This window comes from Candidatus Zixiibacteriota bacterium (assembly GCA_036397555.1).
Lineage (GTDB): Bacteria > Zixibacteria > MSB-5A5 > WJJR01 > WJJR01 > DATKYL01.
The window spans coordinates 166,399-186,506 of sequence record DASWIS010000008.1 but is presented as its reverse complement, the minus strand read 5'-3'; the positions used below and the strand labels follow the sequence as shown (position 1 = coordinate 186,506).

Sequence of the window (20,108 nt, the reverse complement as noted above, 5' to 3'; positions counted from 1 at the left end):
GGGGATTTGACGGCTGCGGGCCACGTCCAGTCTGCCGAAACATTATATTGGGAATAATCGTCGATGATCGGGGATAGGTGCTGATGACTCTATTGGGATGCATGCTGCTCGCGTTTGCAGCCGTGATGGCGGTCGCGGTACTTTCCCCCGTACGGCTGCGGTTCACGACGATTGGCGGTGTGCGGGTGGCGGTATCGTGGTTCGGTCTGACGGTGACGGTTATCGGTGGACAGAGGATTGTGTCCATCCTCGGATGGCAGGTCTCCAGCACCCCGATTGGGGCCGTACGCGAAAAAGGGGCTCGCCCGAAGAAGCCGGGACTCAAGAAACCCGTTCGGACGCTGTCTCAACGAATCGAATCGGCGCGGCAGAATCGTCCGGTTCTCTTGAAAATTACACGCGTCGCCTTGCGGTTGGCCGGACGGCTGCTGCGGGCATGGCGGCTGGAGCGGGGGCGCATCGCCATGGCGGTCGGAACCGGTGATCCGGCAACGACCGGGATGGCCATCGGGTATCTGTACGCGGCGCGCGGCATGATTCTGCGGCGCTGGCCGCAGTTAGAATGGGAACTTCGGGGCACTTTTGACCGTGCCACATTTCATGGAGAGGCCGACTTGGTCTGGCGGGTCATTCCGCTCACACCGCTCATCCATGTCGCCCGTGCCGTGGCCACACTGCCATGGCGCGGCATTTGGCGGATGAGGCGGACCAGGACGACCTGACGCTCAGGGAGGAACGATGGCGAACAACATTACGGAACTGTTACAGGGTATTGTCGGTGAACTGCGCACGATTGCGCGGTCGGAGACCGTGGTCGGCCAGCCGGTCAGTGTCGGCGGGCGGACGGTCATCCCCATCACGCGCATCACGGTCGGCTTCGGTGTCGGCGGCGGCGAAGGCAGCCAGACCGACAAAGCCACCGGATTCGGCGGTGGTGGCGGCGGCGGCGCGATGGTCGAGCCGGCAGTCTTCTTAGTGTTGGAACCCGACAAAGTCTCCGTCCTACCCGCGAAGAAGAAGGGCTCCTTCGACGCGCTCCTCGATGCTGCGCCGGAGGTGGTCGAACTGATCAAGAAGTGGACGGCGAAGAAGGACGGCGGGGAATCGCCCAAAGACAGTACCACGAAGTCGTGAATTCTCGACTCCGCAGTCGTGTCTTCAAGCCGGTTACTCTGAGTCCCGCACGGTTTTCGAGGCGAGTCGCTGCATGACCCATCACGTGTGACGATTGTTTGTCCCTCACCCCAACCCTCTCCCGATGGGAGAGGGAGCCGATATCCCCGCCTGGCAGGAGGGGCGAGTCGATCCGTCACCGGCGGATCGACGCGGGGAGGGAACTCGATGCATCACAGAGTCCCTTCGTTTATCGAGCCGATTCCAGACATGAGAGACTCTGATTTGTCGAGCTATACAGAGAGCATCTCCCCCCGCATCACGGTAACCGCCTGGCCGCCGAGGAGGACACGTTCGCCTTTGATCGTGACCCGGACAATTCCGGTGCGGGCGGAGACTTGTTTTGCGATCAAGTGGTCCTTGCCGAGTTTGCCGTTCCAGAATGGGCCGAGCGCGCAGTGTGACGAGCCGGTGACCGGGTCTTCGTCGATGCCCGACCGCGGCGCAAAGAACCGCGAGACAAAATCGTAGTCTCGTGAATCCGAATTGGCGGTCACGATGATCCCACGGGTCACGATCTCTCCGAGCTTCGACATGTCCGGCTGCAACCGTCGAACTGTCCGTTCCGAATCCAGCTCCAACAGATAGTCGAACTTGCTTCGGCCGGTGAACTTCGGAGTCACGCCCAGCCCCTGGTTGAGCGCGTCCAGTTGATCGGTGGGCTTGACCGGCGTCGCGGGGAAATCCATCACGATCCAGTCGCCATCACGGCGCGCGGTGAGCCGTCCACTCTTGGTGTGGAATCGCGCTTCAGCGGACCGCGCGAGTACTCCTGTTTCGTAGAGAATGTGCGCACTCGCCAGTGTTGCATGCCCGCACAAGTCGACCTCGTGCACGGGGGTAAACCAGCGCAAATCGTATCCGTCGTCGGTTTTGACGAGGAAGGCCGTCTCGGAGAGGTTCATCTCCCGCGCGACATGCTGCATCCACGTCTCGTCGCCCACCGCCGGCAGAATGCACACGGCCGCCGGATTTCCCGCAAACAGCGTGTCGGTGAATGCGTCGACTTGGTGGATGGTGAGAGGCATTGCGCCGCTACTCCGTTTCAGACTGTAGGGGCGCGGTCCCCGCGCCCTCCGTAAGCGAATCGTCGTGTCGTTGTAGGGGCACCCCTCACTGCATTCGGGACAGGCGACGTATCGTGCCCATCACGCTTCCGAAACGTGAAACCCTGATTGAGGGACGGGCCGCCCTGTCGCAATCCAGTGTCACACGAGTGTCTTTGTAATCTTCCCTGCCCCATCAATCAACTCAAGGACTTCTTCCTTAGTTGGGTCACGCTCCTTGTCGTGAGCGCAGAGATTACGGAGATCGCCCAAATGCTGCACCTTGCGCCAGAGAATAATGTCAATGACGCTTTTATTTTTCAGAAGATCATTGAAGTCGCTGAGTGTAGGATTCTGCTTCCTGCTCCTCACGTCGTGGCTCAAACACACGTGACTGAGGTGGCGTTCGAGGACAACCCCAGCAACGACTCCTGCCGGCCGAAGGAATCCGTGCTTTAGCAACTCTCTAGCCGCGTCCAGTTCAGAGTCGAAGAGATCGGCTTGAACGATGTGGCGTATATCGAGCAGGCTGCCATCGAATTTGGCGCGAGCGGATTCTAAGATCTTCCGCTGCAATGAGAGTCGTGAGGCGGCGCAACCAAGATGGTCAAACGACTCCGTAGCGGGGTACCCGTGCGTCACTCGAAGTCCCAAGAGCCAATCTTGGATAGAGTAGTTCTGGGCGTCAATCGCCTTACGCTTTCCTTCGCTCCTGTAAAGTAGTTCGAATTCGGGCAGCCTGCTCGGCAGAATCAGGCGGATTACAGCGTCCGCTTGCGTATACCACTTTTGGTAATCTCTTTCAAAGGACGGCTTAAACTTCTCCGCCGCGCGCTGGGGTTCCTTATCAAGAACCGGTGCGCCGGACTCAGCTCGGCGGCGAAGCATGAGATCAAGTTCCATCGACTCCCCAATCAAAACGAGCCAATGAAGCTCAGATTTCAATCTGTCTGGGTTTGAATCCACACCAGATTCCTCTGCCTACGGACAACTCCTACCCCAAAAACGGATACCGCCAGTCCTTGGGCGGGACGAAGTTCTCTTTGATCACGCGCGGGGTGACCCAGCGGATCATGTTGAGCAAGCTGCCCGCCTTGTCATTGGTGCCGGAGGCGCGGCTGCCGCCGAAGGGCTGCTGGCCGACCACCGCGCCGGTCGGTTTATCGTTGATGTAGAAGTTCCCCGCCGTGTTGACCAGACGCCGTGCGATCCGCGCGATGACATAACGGTCCTGCGCGAAAACCGCGCCGGTCAGCCCATAGGGCGAGCCGGTGTCGCACATGGTCAGCGCTTCATCGAGCTTATTGTCGGGATAGACAAGGACCGTGAGGACCGGACCGAAAATTTCCTCGCAGAGCAGCTTGAACTTCGGATCGGTGGTCTGCACCACGGTCGGCTCGATGAAGTATCCCTTCTTGTCGTCGCAGCGTCCGCCGCAGAGGACCATGGCGTCGGACGACGACTGCGCAAAGTCGATATAGGACTTGATGGACTTGAAGGCGTTGCGGTCGATGACAGCGTTGATGAAGTTGTCGAATTCCAAGGGGTCGCCCATCTTCATCTGCGTGACCTCATCGAGCAGGCGGTCCCGGAGCTTCGGCCAAATCGACTCGGGAATGAAGGCCCGTGACGCGGCCGAGCACTTTTGCCCCTGATACTCGAATGCGCCACGCAAGAGTGCGGTATTCAGCGCCTCGACATCGGCCGACGGATGCGCGAAGACAAAATCCTTGCCGCCGGTCTCGCCGACAATGCGTGGGTACGACTTGTAATTGGCAATGTTCTGCCCAATGCGGCGCCACATCCCCTGAAAGGTCGCGGTCGAACCGGTAAAATGGACCCCCGCCAGGTCCGGGGAATCGAGCGCCGGATCGCCGACTTCGGCCCCGGAACCGGGGATGAAGTTGATCACCCCCGGCGGCAGCCCGGCATCAATCAGCACCTGCATGACAAACCACGCCGCATAAACGGCGCTGGAGGCGGGCTTCCACAACGTCACATTGCCCAGCATCGCCGGGGCGGTTGGCAGGTTGCCGCCGATGGCGGTGAAGTTGAAGGGCGTCACCGCGAACACGAACCCCTCCAATGGCCGGTATTCCATGTAATTCCATATCCCCGTTGAGGATTCGGGCTGCTGGGCGTAAATCTGGCGGGCATAGGAGCAGTTGAACCTCCAGAAGTCAATCAACTCGCAGGCGGCGTCCAACTCGGCCTGCATGACATTCTTGCTCTGGCCGTTCATGGTGGCGCCGTTGATGATGGACCGATACGTCCCGGACAACAAATCGGCCGCTTTCAGGAAGATCGCGAGACGATGTTCCCAATCCAGCGCCGCCCACGCGGGCTGCGCCGCCCTGGCCGCCTCGATGGCCAGCTTCACATGCGCTCGTGACGCCTTGTGGAAATGTGCAAGGAGATGACTGTGCTCGTGCGGCATGAGGCAGTCGGCCAAGTCGCCGGTACGGACCTCCTCGCCGCCGATGATCAGCGGGATTTCGATCCGCTCCCGGCGCTGATTTCGGATTTCCTCCTGCAGCTCTTTGCGTTCCGGACTGCCGGGTACGTATGACTTGACCGGCTCGTTGCGGGGTGTCGGGACATTGACGATGGCATTATTCATTCGTTGCTCCTGCGTTCAGGCGTTCGCTTTGCCTTCCCTGCGCCGGGATGATACCAAATCCGGGACGGCGGTGCCAATCCGCCCAAGCTTCTCTTCCGGCTCGGCGGGGGACCCCCGCCCTTCCTGTTGCGACGAGCGCGCTGTGGCAAAGGGGGCATCGCGGCGTCAAAGATTCATCCCCCAAAGATCGGACCAATTGCGTATACTTTACAGAGTTGAAAGTTGTGATCGAATGAAGCGGATCGCATACCACATCCTCATCGCCGACATCTCACTGGTCGGCTTCGGTTCCCGTAACAAGTGTATCTGTACCGGGCGGGCCTGACCATAGTGCCGGGACATTGACCGCGCCCGGACGTCGGCCTGCGTTCTCCAGAATCATCTCCCATAGAAACTGTGCGGTGCGCATGCGAATCACGGCATGTGGGCGCGTGCAAGTCCCGCACAAAAATCAAGGCGGCAGCGACCGGTGGCCGCCATCGACACCGGTCAGGAGGTGCCGGAAGTCCGACAAGAGCATCATCAACAGGCAGAAACCTACAGCGTGGCGTCCCGCGCCCGGTCAGGGCGCGGGACGTTATCTTATGCGTGAGACAAAAGACCCCTGACTTGGGGCTCATTCGGACCGACTTGATCGCGTATCTTGCAAAACCGGTCGACGTCGATCCATGGCGCCGGCCGCGAGACGGAGAGGAGGTGAGTGACAGTGTCGGAATGCCGCATATCGACGCCGGGACAGCTTACACAGTTTGCCCGCTCCGGTGGTTGAGCCGGTAAAATCGGTCCGGTGGACCTGCATCGCATCGTAGACGAGTTGGACGTCCCATCGCCGCCCGAGGTAATCGTCGGATTGGGGACATCCGACGACGCGGGCGTGTATCGCATCGGCCCTGATCTGTCGCTGGTGTTGACGGCGGATTTTATCACGCCGCCGTGCGACGATCCATTCTTGTACGGCCAGATCGCCGCGGCCAACTCGCTCTCCGACGTGTACGCCATGGGAGGCACTCCCAAGGCGGTTCTCAATCTTTGTTGTTTTCCGACGCGCGGCATCGCCGGCGAGTTGCTCACCGAGATCATGCGCGGCGGATTGGAAGTGACGACCCTTGCCGGAGCGGTCCTGATCGGCGGCCACACAGTCAAAGACAATGAACTGAAGTATGGCTTGTCGGTGACGGGCATCGTGCGGGATGCCGATTTGAAGACAAACGCCGGCGCCAAACCGGGTGACGTGGTCATCCTCACCAAGCGGATCGGAACCGGCGTCATCGTCAACGGCCTGCGGGCGGAGCAGATCGATTGGGCCGTCGCACACCCAGTTCTGAAAAAGATGGCGGAATTGAACAAGAGCGCCTGTGAGGCGATGCTGGGATTCGACGGTACACACGGAGTCACCGACATCACCGGGTTCGGGTTGGCGGGACATTCATTTGAGGTGGCCCAGGCATCGAGTGTCGGCGTTCGCTTCCGATTTGCGGATATTCCCCGCTGGACGATCTCGGAGCAACTCATCGCCGCAGGCGCCTCAACCGGGGTCACCGCGTCGAATGCGCAAGCGTTGGATGGGAAGATCAGAATTACCGAGTCGCTCGATCCGATTCAGCGAAGCATTCTGTTCGATCCCCAAACCTCCGGTGGTTTGCTGATTACAATCGATGAGCGGCAGGCACAATTGCTCCTGAACCGCCTGATCGATATGGGAATCGAGGATGCCGCGATCTGCGGAGAGGTCTTTGCTACAGATGAACCTCACTTGGAGATCGTTTTGTAGGTTACTATTACCCTACGCGCCGGTCATCGGGCCGGTGACAGTCAGGAGTTGTCCCCATTCGCATTCAGCCCTTCGCCGCCTGGCGTTTTAATTCCAAGGTCGTCGGCGACCCGTCAATGTGTTTAAGTCCGCCGTACGATCAATTCACGTCGGGGACGGTGGCCCGGCTCGAAGCCCAGAGCCCGTACAACATCGCCCGAATCGTCAAAGCGCCGAAGATCTCCCCGGACGAGACCGGCGCGCGTTATGAAGAGGCCAGAAGGATTCTGGAGACATGGGTCGCACAACGGGCGCTCACGTGTGATGCCGCACCGGGCGTGTACCCGTATTCGCAGGCGTATTCGGTGGCGGGAGAGCGCCTGACTCGGCACGGGTTTATCGCACTGGGCGATTTGCGCGACACGGCGATCCGTCCGCACGAAGAAACACACCGCCACATCCGCGATGATCGCGCGCGCCTGCGCCGTGCAACCGCAGCCGACTTCGGGTTGGTGTTCATGGTCTACTCGGACCCCTCGCAGGGCATTGACCGTTTTCTGCGAGACTGTGAGGCGACCGCGCCGCTGCTGATCGCCGAACAGCCCGACGGATCGTTGCACCGTCTCTACGGATGTTCCGACCCGAAACGGATCGACGGGATTATCAAAACCATGTCGGCATTCGACTGTGTAATTGCCGACGGGCATCATCGCACCGCCGCAGCGTTCGACACCTGGCAGCAGGCCAGGGACGAACGTTGGGCATTCACGATGATGGCGTTCTTCAATGCCGAAGCGCCGGGCATGACCGTGATGCCGATTCACCGTGCCGTGCATCTGTCCGAAGCGTCGCGGCGGGACCCGTTGCTGGAGCGATTCAGCGGTCACTTCGACGTGCGCCGGTACCCGATAGTCGAACGCGATGCGGGGGGGATCGCCGCACAGATGCAGGGGCTGGTCCGTGAGCGCGGCAAGTCGGGCCGCGGCGCGATCGCCATGGTCGTCCGCGACGATAGCGCAATCATCCTGCTGGAAACCCCGGCGGACACCGCGAACTGGCGCTGGCCGAAGGAAACATCCACGACCGGCCGCACGTTGCCGACCGCAATCTTCGAGACCGGAGTATTGCGCGGAGTCCTCCAATTCGAAGAACATTTGATCGAGGCCGGAGAGCGAGTCGAGTTCTTGAAAGACGCCAGCGCGGTCGTCGAATCGGTCCGGTCCGGCCACAACCAGCTCGGTTTCGTCCTTTCGCCGACGCCGCTGGATGCCATCTTCGAGATGGCGCGGCTGCGTGAAAACATGCCGCAAAAGTCGACATTCTTTTTCCCGAAACTCCTGACCGGCCTGACGGTTCACCGAATTGGGACGACGGCGGGTGACTGAGATTGATCTGCCGATTGCTGACAAAATCCGACCCGCGCCGGAAGACGACTACTGCCGTGCTGAGCGACTTGTCCCGAGCGAAGCCGAGGGAAGCAAAGCATTGGCTTTCTTCACCTGTGAGAATAAGACAGATTCTTCAGTCCGCCGGCGAGCGGCGGGGTTCAGAATGGCAATTCAAGCCGTATTTCAGCACCCGGCCGTAACAGGAGGTGTTTACGACATTCACGCCGAGTCAAATTCCCAGGGAAAGGATCAGCATCGATGAGTGAAAAGCGCCCGATGACATTGGGGCAGTTCAAACGCAGCGATCGGGCCTATGAGTCGGTCAAAGACGAGATGCGGCGCAATCTGATCGCCAAGATCCGCGCGGGCGAGACATTGTTTCCGGGGATCGTCGGCTATGACAAATCGGTCATTCCGGCGCTGGAAAACGCGATTCTATCGCGACACAATTTCATTCTGCTGGGACTGCGCGGCCAGGCCAAAACCCGTCTGGTGCGGGCGCTGACGGGCTTTCTGGATGATGAAACGCCGGTGATCGCCGGGTCGCCGCTGAACTGCCACCCCTTACGACCGATGTGCGCCTATTCGCGGCGTGTGATCGCCGAAAGCGGTGACGGCACACCGATTGAGTGGATTTCAAGAGACAAGCGTTATCAAGAGAAGCTGGCCACACCCGATGTCACCATTGCCGATCTGATCGGCGATCTGGACCCGATCAAAGCGGCGCGCGAACAACGCGACTTCTCTGATGAGGAGACCATTCACTACGGCATCATCCCGCGCACCAATCGCGGCATATTCGCGATCAACGAGCTGCCCGATCTGCAGCCACGTATCCAGGTCGGTCTGCTGAACATCCTGGAGGAGTGCGACCTGCAGATTCGCGGCTACCCGGTGCGAATCGAACTGGATATGGTGCTGGTCTTCACTGCCAATCCGGAGGATTACACCAACCGCGGCAACATCATTACGCCGTTGAAAGACCGCATCGATTCGCAGATCGCAACACATTATCCGACCTCGCTGGCCGATTCCTGCCGGATCACCGATCAGGAGGCCTGGATCGAGCGCGGGATCACGCTGGGGATTCCGGGATTCTATCGCGAGATTGTCGAGTCGATCGCCTTCGCCGCCCGCGATTCGGAGTATGTGGATCAGTCCTCCGGCGTATCGGCGCGCCTGCCGATCGCCGCGCTGGAGAATGTGATCTCCAACATCGAGCGGCGCTCGATTCGCAACGCCGACAAGACACCGTACCCGCGCATGGCCGATCTGCACGCGGCGATTCCCGCCGTGTCGGGAAAGCTGGAACTTGTCTATGAGGGCGAACGCGAAGGTCCGCGCATGATCGCGGTCAATGTCATCGGTCGCGCGGTCGAGACAGCATTCGCATCCCGGTTTCCCTCGGTCGAAAAGGACAATGGCCTGCCGGCGAAAGCCGATGCCGTGTTCGGCAAGATCATCTCGTACTTCTCGGGTGATGAGATGGTCGAACTCTCCGATGAAATGCCGTTTGATGGATACGAGCACTCGCTCGCGGCGGTGCCGACGCTCAAGACCGTGGCGCAGCAATTCCTCAAGACGACGGATCGGCATGAGACCGCTCTGGGAATGGAGTTCATTCTCGAGGGCCTGCATCAGCAAAACCTGATCGCCAAAACCGCGGTCGATTCGATCTATCGCTACACCGACATGCTGGCCACGATGTTGCACAACGTACAGCCCGACGATTGAGGCAGCCGTGAAGTTCCGTTATTCCGAATGGGACGAAGATGCGGTCCGTCGCGTGTTGGCGAACCGCGACCTGATGCGTCTGTTCAACCACCTGCTCCTGCAGACAGACGGTGATGTCGATGAAGCGCTGCGCTGGATGCGCTATCTGAAAGAACGCGGCATTCTCCCCAACAACGTCGATTTGGACGACTTCGAGAAGCGTCTGCGCGACGACCGCATCATCCGACAGGATGGCCAGCGCCGTGTCCTGACGCCCAAGGGCGAAAAACAGATTCGGCAGGATTCATTAGACCGCGTGTTCTCGTCGCTGAAGCCCGATGCGCGCGGCAATCATTCGATCCCGCGAGAGGGCGGAACATCGCCGGAACCGTTGCCCGAACGACGCCCATTTTCGTTCGGCGACAGCGCCGCCGACATCGATTTCAACCAGTCCTTTACGAATGCGATGCGTCGCAGCGGGCTGGGCGACTTCTCGCTCACTGAGCCCGATTTGTCGGTACGGCAAACCGAAGCGACCGTGTCCTGCGCAACCGTCCTGCTGTTGGATGTTTCGCATTCGATGATCCTCTACGGTGAAGACCGCATCACGCCGGCCAAGCAGGTGGCGATGGCATTCGCCGAGATGATCATGACGCGTTATCCCAAAGATGCGCTCAATGTCGTGCTATTCGGCGACGATGCGGAGGAGATCGACGTGGCCGAACTCCCCTACGCGGGCGTCGGACCGTACCACACCAACACGCAGGCGGGGCTGCGGCGGGCGCGTCAGATTCTCCTGCACCGCAAACACCACAACAAACAGATCTTCATGATCACTGACGGCAAACCCTCGGTGATCCGGCGCAGCAACGGGATGCTCTACAAGAATCCCGTCGGCTTGGACCCGATGATTGTCAATCGCACGCTTGAAGAAGCAGTCATTTGCCGCAAGAAGAGGATCACGATTACCACGTTTATGGTGACAGCCGATCCATACTTGCAGCAATTCGTCCGCAAGCTCACGGAGTTGAATCAGGGACGGGCCTACTTCACGCCGCCGGATCGCCTCGGCGGCTTCATCTTTTGGGATTTCATCTCGCACCGCCGTCGACGCATCCGCTGAGTGCGAGTGTGCGGCGCATTGCACACTGACGAGGGTCGGGTACCATCGGGCGGCCCAGGTGACGACCGCGGTCGGCGTTTGGTCTTCAATAAGATATTGACCGCCAAGCGGCTCAGCAGCTTATGGCGTAGAACCGCAGGAAGTCGTATATTGGCACTGAATCTGCGGGTCTTACCGGCATTAGGTTTAGGGGGCACAGTTCGAAGAGAGGGTCTTATGACCATCGGGCGCGGAGCCAAGACGCATTTTTCACGGGTCGCCCCGGTCTACACGCGGCTGCGCAATACCGACCCTGAGATCGTTGAAACAATCGCCTCACGGTTTCCCCAGCGCGATCACATCGAACTGGCTGATGTCGGCTGCGGCACCGGGCGCTATTCGGCGCTGATTTTAGATCATCTCAACGGCAACGCGCGCATGTTCTGCTGCGACGCCTCCGAGGAGATGCTCATGCAGTGCCGTCAGACGCTCCGTCAAACGATGATCGGCAAGCACGTCGAATTCGTGCAGACCAGCGCCGACAACCTCCCGATGGCCGACAATTCTCTCGATGCTGTCGTCACCTTCAATGCCGTTCACCATTTCGATCTGGAACCGTTCGTTCGTGAAGCCGCCCGCGTCCTGAGCCCGGGTGGAGTGCTGGCGATCTACACGCGCACACCGGAGCAGAATGCGCGAACCATTTGGGGGCAACACTTTCCCGGATTCAACGAGTACGAACGGCGCCTTTACACGCGCAAGCAATTGGAAGGCGCGATTCGTCCGGTCGCAGCTTTGAAGCTCGATAGCGTGCAGGAGTTTTCATTCCGTCGCAGTGAGCCGACCGACATCCTCAAGGAACGCGCCCGCCATCATCACTACTCCACCTTTGCCTTGTATCCCCCCGAAGAGTTCGAGCGGGCCTTCGCCGCATTTGAACAGACCCTGGCCGGTTTGACCAACGGTAGCGACTCGGTTTCGCACTCCGCCGAAAACACGCTCGTATTGGCCCGCAAGCAGAGCTGATTGTTCAAGCCGTCCTTGGTCCGTATGGTGGGCTCAGCCCACCATTATTGGGCAGCGGAAGACACGTCGGAGGGCTGGGCCCACCCTACACTGCACCGAATCAAGCTGGTGGGAAACCAATTTACCCCTCCGGTGTCTCGCCCACCCATTGCGAGCCATCCTCGAAGTATTCTTTCTTCCAGATCGGGACGGTCTTCTTCAAACGGTCGATCCCGGCTCGCGCCGCGCCAAAGGCCGCATCGCGGTGCGCTGCGCCGGCGGAGACGACCACGACCAATTCGCCCACCTGCATCCGTCCGATGCGGTGCACCATTGCCAGCCGGTTGACCGGAAATTCGCGGTCGATTTCCTCGGCGATCATGCGCATCAGTTTTTCGGCCATCGGGACATAGGCGTCATACTCAAGCATGGTGACAGTCTTGCCATGCGAGTTGTCGCGCACCAGTCCGGAGAATGAGCAGACCGCGCCATTGGCCGGATCGGCGACCAGCGATTCGGTTTCGGAGACGGTGAACGGTTGATCGGTAATTGCGATGTGCGGAGCTGCTTTCATGGTTCGCCTTCGGGATCGCTGACGCTCGGGCCCGAACGCCCGTGGCACCCGGACCAGACCGAGTTCCTCGCGCCCATCAACCTCCCGACACCGGCGGAATGAACGCGACACGGTCGCCGTCTTTGAGCACCATATCACGTGGGACGTACGATTCATTCACGGCAAACAGCGTGGCACGCCGGAGTGCCTCGGAGGCGCGCTCCGCGATCAGCCGATCATACAACGACGCCACTGTCTCGCCGGGGTTGATGGTCACCGACTGCTCTTTGCGTCCCAACATGTCGCGGTAGGCAGCGAACAGCTTTACTGTGACAGTGATCGTCTCTGTCATGTCGGTCAGTACCGTGGGATCGAACGGTCGGCGTCGGTGGACCAGCGATCGATTCCGCCGTCGAGATTCTTGGCGCGGGCGAATCCCTGTTCGCGGAGGAAATCGACCACCATGCGCGACCGGACCCCGTGATGGCAGAGCACGATGACTTCGTCGTGGCGATGCGGCAAGATTTCCCGTTGCCAGCGCTGTTCGAATTCGCCCAATGGCAGCCATTGCGACGGTTGCACGGCCGCCATCTGCAATTCAATCGGCTCACGCACATCCAACAGAACAATCGGATCACCGGCATCGATACGCCGCTTGGCGACGCGCGGCGTGATGCGATCGTCCCGATCGTAGTCATCATCGGGATACTCGCCCGCATTCGCCGAAGTATCGCAAAACTCGGTGTACGCAACCGGCTCGGTGATTGTCGGCGTGTCTCCGCACAGCGCGCATTGCGGGTTGCGCGCGACTTCGAACTCATCGAAGCTCATCGCCAGCATATCAATGACCAGCAGACGTCCAACCAATGTTTCACCGATCCCGCAGATCCATTTGATCGCCTCGGCGGCCTGGATCGAGCCGATGACACCCGGCAGCACTCCGAGCACGCCCGCGTCGGCGCAATTGGGCACCAGTCCGGGAGGAGGAGGCTCGGCGTAGAGACACCGGTAGCACGGGCCGTGGCCCGGCACAAACAGCGACGCCCGACCTTCGAACTGCAGGACACTCCCGTATACGTTCGGTTTGCCCGACAGGACACAGGCGTCGTTGACCGCGTATCGTGTCGGAAAGTTATCGTTGCCGTCGACAACGATCTCGTATTGCGCGAGCAATTCACGCGCGTTGGCTGCGGTCAGACGGGTCGCATGCTGATTGATGGTCAGTCGCTCGTGCATCGCCGCCAAACGCTGCGCGGCGACTTCCACCTTGCCCCTGCCGATATCGCGCTCGGTGAAGAGCACCTGCCGTTGCAGATTGGTCGCATCGACTGCATCATCGTCGATCAAGCCAAGCGTTCCGACACCCGCCGCCGCCAAGTAGAGCGCGGCCGGACACCCCAGTCCTCCGACCCCGACGATCGCCACTGTGGCCGCGGCGAGCTTTTCCTGCCCTTCGGGGCCGAGCTGCGGCAGGCGGACCTGGCGCGACCAGCGGCGGAGTTGTCCGGGATCGAGTATCATCGTGTCGGTTACGGCCTGGAAACCTGCGATTCTTCTACGCACCGTCTTGTCATTGCCGCCGCCTCAAAGGAAAGATATTATGCCGGTCATGCACAACCACTCCTGGCGTTTGAGTATGACAATCCAATGGACACGTCCGATGACCCGATTTGCGGTCACCGGCTTACTTTTGGCGGTTGTCGGGGCGTGTTCGGGCCGCGATGGACAAATTGTCCTCTCCGGAACACTGGAGACCGACGACCATGACCTGATTGCCCCGGCCACGGCGCAATTGTTCGCCATTCGCGTCCGTGAGGGCGATGCCGTTGCAGTGGGGGACACGGTGGCGGTTCTGGATACGATTGCCGCCGCGGCGGCGTATCGCGCCGCGCGGGCCACGGCGAACGAGGCACAGGCGCGCGTCAAGGATCTGGAAGCCGGTTCCGATGTGGAGAAAATACGCGCGGCGCGTGCCGAGGTCGAGATCGCGCAGTACAACCGTGACCAGGCCGAGCGGGACCTGGTCCGTTCCGATTCACTTTTTGCCGCCAAGTTGATCGACTCCCGCTCGCTGGAGCAGGCACGCCTATCCCGCGACAACGCCCGCGCGGCGGTGACGGTCGCCGAAGAACGGTTGGCCGATCTGCGCCGGGGTGCGCGCGTGCACGAGCTGGAGGCCGCCGAAGCGGCGCGAGATCGGGCTGTCTCTCAGTTGGATGCCGCGCGTCGGTCACATGACCAATTGATCCTGATCGCGCAGCACGATGGCGTTATACAGTGGCTCCCGTATCAGGTCGGCGAGTACGTTCGGGCAGGACGAGCAGTCGTCACGATTCACGATGCCGACAAACTCTGGGCACGGGTGTACCTGCCGGAAGAATACCTCAATCGTGTCTCGCCGGGGATGACAGTTTCCTTCCGGGTCGACGCGCACCCCGGGACATCGTTTGGGGCGACCGTGGTGCATGTCGCAGCCACTGCCGAATTCACGCCCCGCGATGTGCAGACCCCCGATGAGCGTCTCAATCTCGTCTACGCGATCAAACTGACAGTCGACCCCGGACAAGAGGAACTGCGCGCCGGGATGCCCGCCGACTTTGTCTTCGATTCCGACCAGCCGTGAACAATGACCCTTCAGAAGTCGCCGTCTCGGTGCGCGGCTTGAGCCGACGTTTCGACAATCTCATCGCGGTCGACGGCATCGAGTTCGACATTCGGCGGGGTGAAGTCTTCGGTTTTTTGGGGCCCAACGGCTCCGGCAAGACCACGACCATCCGCATGCTCTGCGGCATTCTGCCGCCGACCGGCGGCGAGGGAACGGTGCTCGGGCTGGACGTCGCCACACAGGGCGAAGCGATAAAATCCCGCATCGGTTACATGTCGCAGCGCTTTTCGCTGTATGACGATCTGACAGTGACCGAAAACCTGCGCTTTTACGCCGGAGTTCAATGTGTGCCGCGCCATCGCATCCGCGATCGCATGGCTGCCATGCTCTCACTCAGCGGGCTCTCGGAGCGGCCACATCAGCTTGCAGGGCATCTCTCCGGAGGCTGGAAGCAACGTCTGGCGCTGGCCTGCGCGTTGGTGCACGAACCGGCGATGGTGTTTCTGGACGAGCCGACCTCGGGCGTCGATCCGGTCTCGCGGCGGCGATTCTGGGACATGATCTACCATATTGCCGATGAGGGGACCACGGTGCTGGTCACGACCCACTACATGGACGAAGCTGAGCAATTCGATCGTATGGTGTTCATTCATCGGGGCAGACTGATTGCGACCGGCACGCCCGATGATCTCAAGGCCCGGCACTTCGACGCGCGTCAGTGGTCGGTCGACTGTACGCCGCTGGCCCGGGCCGCCGACTCGTTGCGCAATGCACCATTCGTGCAGGATGTCTCGATTCCGGGCAACGTATTGCGCATCACGACGCAGCGCAATTTCACCGATGCGTCGCTGATTGAACGGATGCTGACCGACCGAGGTGTAACGGTGCGCGCCGTGAATGAGTCGGAGCCGTCATTGGAAGATGTCTTCGTGCACCTGTCGGAGACATTGGAGCGCCGCGACCGGGTCGCAGGAGGCGGCGCATGAATTGGACCCGTTTCGGCGCGGTGGCCAACAAAGAGTTTATTCAGATGCGGCGCGACCGTGTCACCTTCGCGATCATGCTCGGCATTCCGGTCCTGCAGCTAATTCTCTTCGGATACGCGATCAACACGCAGGTCGATCATATCCCGCTGGTGGTCTGCGACTTGTCGCAGTCGTCGCACGGACGCGAACTGACCGACCGTCTCATCAACACGACGTTTTTCGATTTGGTCGCGCAGGTGCCGACTTATCGCGAGGCCAAGGAGACGATGGACAGCGAGGATGCCAAAGCGGCGCTGTTGATCCCGGCCGACTATCCGCGACGGCTCAAGCGCGGCGATGCCGAGGTCGGATTGTTGGTTGATGCGGCCGATCCGCTCCTGGCGCAGTCGGCAATGTCGACGGCGGCACAGCTCGGTCAGTTGATGAACATCGAAATCCTGCGCGGAGAACTGTTCGGTGCGGGCGCCGCCCGGTTCCCGATCGAGGTCCGTGCCCGGGCGCTATACAATCCGAGTCTTGATTCGCCGACCTACATCGTGCCGGGACTGATCGGGGTGATCTTGACAATGACCATGGTGCTGATCACCGCGGGGGCAATCGTGCGTGAACGCGAACGCGGCACGTTTGAGAGTCTGATCACGACGCCCGTCTCCAAGCTCGAATTGATGATCGGCAAGATCATCCCCTACATCGTGGTCGGGTATGTGCAGATGACCTTCGTGCTGCTGATCGGCCGCTTTTTGTTCGGGGTGCAGATTCACGGCAGTTTGTGGCTGCTGTACGGGGTCGGATTCCTCTTCATCGTCGCCAGTCTGGGGGTGGGGATGTTTCTCTCCACGCTGGGCAGGACGCAGTTGCAGACGATGCAGATGGCGTTCTTCTTCTTCCTGCCGAACATTCTGCTGTCGGGATTCATGTTTCCGATCGCCTCGATGCCATGGATCGTTCAGAAACTGTCGAACCTTCTGCCGTTGACCTACTTCCTTGTCGTGTTGCGTGGAATTGTCCTGAAGGGAACCGGCCCTGTCGACCTGTGGCCGCACATTTGGCCGTTGCTCATCTTCGCGCCGCTGACCGTGACTCTGGGCGTGCTGAAGTTCTCCAAGAAACTGTCGTGATAATCCGGCTGAGTACGATTCGGTTGGTGATCCCTCGCGCCGCGCCGTGGCTGGGGCAAAGGCAGGGGCTGCCCGGCTCATTTTACATCTGCGCCGCCCGCAACGGGTATTATATTAGGCCTTGGTCGGTTCCTCGGTACTCGCGCCATTCGTAACGCAATACAATCGCGGAGGTCGTTCCCATGAGACGCATGGAATTTTGTGCCGCCATACTCTTGTTGATGGCGTCGGCCGCGCATGCGGCCAACACGGTGATTGTCGAATCCAAATCGGTCATCCCCGGAAGCGACAGTGTCACACTCGGGGTGTACTTCGCCAATGACGACTCCCTGCGCGGCCTGGCCGTGCCGTTGGAGTTGCGTTCGACATCGGGCGGCGCGTTCATCGAGAATTCGCTCACGATCTCGGCAGGTGGACGATTCCTGGTCTGGGACACGGCCGGGCAGGGAACCAATCTCTATCGTCGGATGGGTCAGAAAGGCGCACCCGGCATCACAAGCTGCGCCCCTGACTCGATCGGGCTGGTGTGGGGGAGCTCGCCATTGGACACGGCGGCCGATTTTGTCAGCCCCGATGCCGCTCTGTACTGGGGATATGGGGTCGCCACCGATATTTCTCCCGGCGATGACGGACTCCCCGGCGCCGGAACGCCGTCGCTGGCGCTTTCGTTCGATGTCGCTTCGGCGTCGGGCACCTTCGAGATCGACACCACCTGCGCCGCGCCCGACAACCATCTTCTCTATGTTACGGGGCTCGATCCCGGGACCGATCTCATCGTACCCGAATTCACATCCGGCATCGTCACGGTCATGTGCGAATGCACTTGCCATGCCGACCCCGCCTGCGATGGGCTGGTCAATGTCTTCGATGTCGTTTTGGCGGTCGATGTCGCCTTCCGCAACGGCGCCGCGGTGACCGATCCGCTCTGCCCGTACGAGCGCACCGATGTCAATTGCTCCGATGAAACCGATGTGTTCGATGTCGTGGCATTGGTCGATGTGGCGTTTCGCAGCGGGGATCCGGGCGCAGTCTTCTGCGATCCGTGCGGGTGAGTGCGGCCACTCCGAACCGCCGAGGGAGGCCATACTCATTGAACTCCACGGTTTTCGTCCGATAAATGATATTGTCGGAGTCATGCGGCTGTTGCGCGTCTGAGCCGAGGTTGCAACCGGATGCCGGATCTCCTGATTCGTAAAGGCAGGAAACAGGGGCAGTCGACCGGCCGAATTGCCGGGGCCATCGCTATGGCCGCAGTATTCTGCAGCTGCGGAGGCGATGATCCGACACCGAGGTCCTCCGGACCCTCCCTGTCGATCGTTGCGCCCGGCACGGGGCAAATTGTTCTCGGCAGTTGGATCGAGGTGGAAATCAAGACCAGCGGCTTTGAGTTCGCCGATCCGGCCATTGTCAGTCGTGGCGGACTCTCACGCATTAATCAGACCGCGGGCATCGCGGGGGCACTGGGACCCTCGCACTCGCTGGGTTACTCCGGTGTGGCGCAGGAGGAGGTTGTCGCCGGATACGCCAAGTCCTGGCTCGACGATGACTCTGCCGGAGCGCGGATCGCGACCATGGAGAGCTTTGTCATCACGGGCGTCCATCAGGGGGATCACCAATTAACGATTGAACTGGTCGATGTGGAGGGTTTGCCGCTTGAGCCGGCAATCCGCAAGAGCGTGACATTTCGGTCGTCGAACCTGCTGGCCCACATCGAACAGAACACCTTTGCGACATCGTGCGCCATCACCTCATGCCATGGCAACGCCCGGATCGCAAACCTGCACCTGGACGATGGGGAGGCCTACGCGCAGTTGGTGATGGTCGAGCCCGAAAACGCCGCCGCCCGGGACAACGGGATGAAACGCGTCGTTCCCGGCGACTCCGAGGCCAGTTTCCTGTGGATGAAGATCAACGGACCGTCTTCGGAATACGGGAGCCGGATGCCGCCCACCGGACCGGCATTGACGGCCATCCACAAGACGTGGATCGGGAACTGGATCGATCAGGGAGCGCTGCCCAATGACTATTAGACCGATCGTCGCCGCGTGGCTCGTGCTACAGATTGCCGTCAGCTGCAACAACGCCACCAAACCGGAAACGGCAGACTACATCGAGATGTTTACGCCGGAGTTCAATGTCCCCCAGGGCGAAGAACTCCAGCACAACTACTTCATGGACTTCCCATCGGAAGAGCCGGTCTACATCAACCGCATACATCTCTTCATGAACGAGGGGAGCCATCATTTCAACGTTTACCGACTGCTGGGCGAGGACCCGACATATGCCGACGGCGGTTTTGAATCGAGTTTCGACACCCGGTTCTTCAATCCGCCCTGGCAGCTTATCATCGACAATCAATCCGGCGACATCGACTGGTCGCTGCCGGCGGGCGTCGCCTTCCGGATCGAAGCGCACGAGAAGCTGAACCTGCAGTTGCACTACACGAACACCCAAACCCAGCCGACGCCGGCCAACGCCCAGGGCACGGTCCGCTGGTACACGGTCGAGCAGGAAGAGATCGAGCAGGAGGCGGCGGCGTTCTTCGCGTGGAACCCGAATGTCCTGATCCCGCCTCATTCGGAGGCCTCGTTTACCAAAACCTGCATTATGCCCCAGACGATTCACCTGATGGCGCTCACCGGCCACTTTCACAGCCGGGGCAAGGAGTTCCGTGTCTGGACCTGCAATGCCCAGCAGGAAAAGGGCGAGTTGATCTTCGAGAGCACCACTTGGGATGAGCCCCCCTTCGTGGCGCTCGATCCCCCGGTCACCATCTCGGAGGGGGAAGGGATCATCTACACCTGCACCTACGACAACCCGACCGATGTGGCAATCCCCTTCGGCGGACACAACATCACCGAAGAACACTCCAACGTCTTCGCCTTTTTCTATCCGCGCACGTCGCAGGGCAACATCAACTTCATCGGCGCCGACACGGTGGAAGTGGGGGTGTACGCGGACCCGGAGGAGTGAGCGGACTTATCTGCTGCGGCTCGGGTCTCGAACATTCCTGTATCAGAGCTGCTGGGCACAAGGCACAAGTCTAATC

At 60.4% G+C, this 20,108-nt stretch carries 19 protein-coding genes; 13 read left to right on the top strand and 6 right to left on the bottom strand.

Annotated elements, in window-relative coordinates; translation table 11 throughout:
• Window positions 1-83: 83 nt before the first annotated feature.
• Together VGB22_02295 and VGB22_02290 are read left to right on the top strand one after the other, a co-directional pair.
• On the top strand, window positions 84-722 hold the full coding sequence (locus VGB22_02295; protein ID HEX9750111.1) for a DUF2953 domain-containing protein: 639 nt from the start codon (window positions 84-86) through the stop codon (window positions 720-722).
• A gap of 16 nt (window positions 723-738) precedes the next feature.
• A complete protein-coding gene (locus VGB22_02290; GenBank protein ID HEX9750110.1) occupies window positions 739-1,134 on the top strand; it encodes a spore germination protein GerW family protein in 396 nt (131 codons plus the stop codon).
• A 272-nt stretch (window positions 1,135-1,406) separates the two neighbouring features.
• On the opposite strand, the gene VGB22_02285 is transcribed toward VGB22_02290, so the two are convergent.
• The 3 genes from VGB22_02285 to pruA all read right to left on the bottom strand — a co-directional run bounded on the left by VGB22_02285 (window position 1,407) and on the right by pruA (window position 4,839).
• Window positions 1,407-2,201: a PhzF family phenazine biosynthesis protein gene (locus VGB22_02285; GenBank protein ID HEX9750109.1), complete on the bottom strand. Its 795-nt coding sequence runs from the start codon at window positions 2,199-2,201 to the stop codon at window positions 1,407-1,409.
• 180 nt (window positions 2,202-2,381) lie between these two features.
• Entirely contained in the window at window positions 2,382-3,122 is a 741-nt protein-coding gene (locus tag VGB22_02280; protein HEX9750108.1) for a hypothetical protein, read from the bottom strand.
• 91 nt (window positions 3,123-3,213) lie between these two features.
• Window positions 3,214-4,839, bottom strand: a complete 1,626-nt coding sequence (gene pruA, locus VGB22_02275) for an L-glutamate gamma-semialdehyde dehydrogenase (protein ID HEX9750107.1) — start codon at window positions 4,837-4,839, stop codon at window positions 3,214-3,216.
• A 778-nt stretch (window positions 4,840-5,617) separates the two neighbouring features.
• Here pruA and selD point away from each other — a divergent pair.
• The 5 genes from selD to VGB22_02250 all read left to right on the top strand — a co-directional run bounded on the left by selD (window position 5,618) and on the right by VGB22_02250 (window position 11,818).
• Window positions 5,618-6,610 (top strand): selenide, water dikinase SelD, encoded by a 993-nt coding sequence (gene selD, locus VGB22_02270; GenBank protein HEX9750106.1) that lies wholly within the window; start codon window positions 5,618-5,620, stop codon window positions 6,608-6,610.
• A 56-nt stretch (window positions 6,611-6,666) separates the two neighbouring features.
• Window positions 6,667-7,974 carry a DUF1015 domain-containing protein gene (locus tag VGB22_02265; GenBank protein ID HEX9750105.1) on the top strand — a complete coding sequence of 436 codons (1,308 nt, stop codon included), beginning with the start codon at window positions 6,667-6,669 and terminating at the stop codon, window positions 7,972-7,974.
• Window positions 7,975-8,235: 261 nt separating this feature from the next.
• Window positions 8,236-9,711, top strand: coding sequence for a magnesium chelatase (locus VGB22_02260; protein ID HEX9750104.1), 1,476 nt, complete (start codon window positions 8,236-8,238; stop codon window positions 9,709-9,711).
• 7 nt (window positions 9,712-9,718) lie between these two features.
• Window positions 9,719-10,813: a VWA domain-containing protein gene (locus VGB22_02255; protein ID HEX9750103.1), complete on the top strand. Its 1,095-nt coding sequence runs from the start codon at window positions 9,719-9,721 to the stop codon at window positions 10,811-10,813.
• 216 nt (window positions 10,814-11,029) lie between these two features.
• The gene (locus VGB22_02250; GenBank protein ID HEX9750102.1) at window positions 11,030-11,818 is read left to right on the top strand and encodes a class I SAM-dependent methyltransferase; all 789 of its coding nucleotides are present in this window, start codon (window positions 11,030-11,032) and stop codon (window positions 11,816-11,818) included.
• Window positions 11,819-11,939: 121 nt separating this feature from the next.
• Here VGB22_02250 and VGB22_02245 read toward each other — a convergent pair whose 3' ends face one another.
• From VGB22_02245 to moeB, 3 genes are all read right to left on the bottom strand, one after another.
• Entirely contained in the window at window positions 11,940-12,371 is a 432-nt protein-coding gene (locus VGB22_02245; GenBank protein HEX9750101.1) for a molybdenum cofactor biosynthesis protein MoaE, read from the bottom strand.
• Window positions 12,372-12,447: 76 nt separating this feature from the next.
• Entirely contained in the window at window positions 12,448-12,702 is a 255-nt protein-coding gene (gene moaD, locus VGB22_02240) for a molybdopterin converting factor subunit 1 (protein ID HEX9750100.1), read from the bottom strand.
• A gap of 5 nt (window positions 12,703-12,707) precedes the next feature.
• Window positions 12,708-13,913, bottom strand: a complete 1,206-nt coding sequence (moeB, locus tag VGB22_02235; protein ID HEX9750099.1) for a molybdopterin-synthase adenylyltransferase MoeB — start codon at window positions 13,911-13,913, stop codon at window positions 12,708-12,710.
• Between the two features lie 97 nt (window positions 13,914-14,010).
• On the opposite strand from moeB, the gene VGB22_02230 reads away from it, so the two are divergent.
• The 6 genes from VGB22_02230 (at window position 14,011) to VGB22_02205 (ending at window position 20,032) form a co-directional block, all read left to right on the top strand.
• Window positions 14,011-14,973: an efflux RND transporter periplasmic adaptor subunit gene (locus VGB22_02230; protein ID HEX9750098.1), complete on the top strand. Its 963-nt coding sequence runs from the start codon at window positions 14,011-14,013 to the stop codon at window positions 14,971-14,973.
• Complete coding sequence (locus VGB22_02225; protein ID HEX9750097.1) at window positions 14,970-15,941, top strand: ABC transporter ATP-binding protein; 972 nt, start codon at window positions 14,970-14,972, stop codon at window positions 15,939-15,941. The genes VGB22_02230 and VGB22_02225 overlap by 4 nt, the downstream gene beginning before the upstream one ends.
• A complete protein-coding gene (locus tag VGB22_02220) occupies window positions 15,938-17,059 on the top strand; it encodes an ABC transporter permease (protein ID HEX9750096.1) in 1,122 nt (373 codons plus the stop codon). Before VGB22_02225 ends, VGB22_02220 begins: the two co-directional genes overlap by 4 nt.
• Window positions 17,060-17,241: 182 nt before the next feature.
• Window positions 17,242-18,111, top strand: a complete 870-nt coding sequence (locus VGB22_02215; GenBank protein ID HEX9750095.1) for a hypothetical protein — start codon at window positions 17,242-17,244, stop codon at window positions 18,109-18,111.
• 309 nt (window positions 18,112-18,420) lie between these two features.
• Window positions 18,421-19,089, top strand: a complete 669-nt coding sequence (locus tag VGB22_02210; protein ID HEX9750094.1) for a hypothetical protein — start codon at window positions 18,421-18,423, stop codon at window positions 19,087-19,089.
• Window positions 19,079-20,032: a hypothetical protein gene (locus tag VGB22_02205; protein ID HEX9750093.1), complete on the top strand. Its 954-nt coding sequence runs from the start codon at window positions 19,079-19,081 to the stop codon at window positions 20,030-20,032. The genes VGB22_02210 and VGB22_02205 overlap by 11 nt, the downstream gene beginning before the upstream one ends.
• Window positions 20,033-20,108 lie beyond the last annotated feature (76 nt).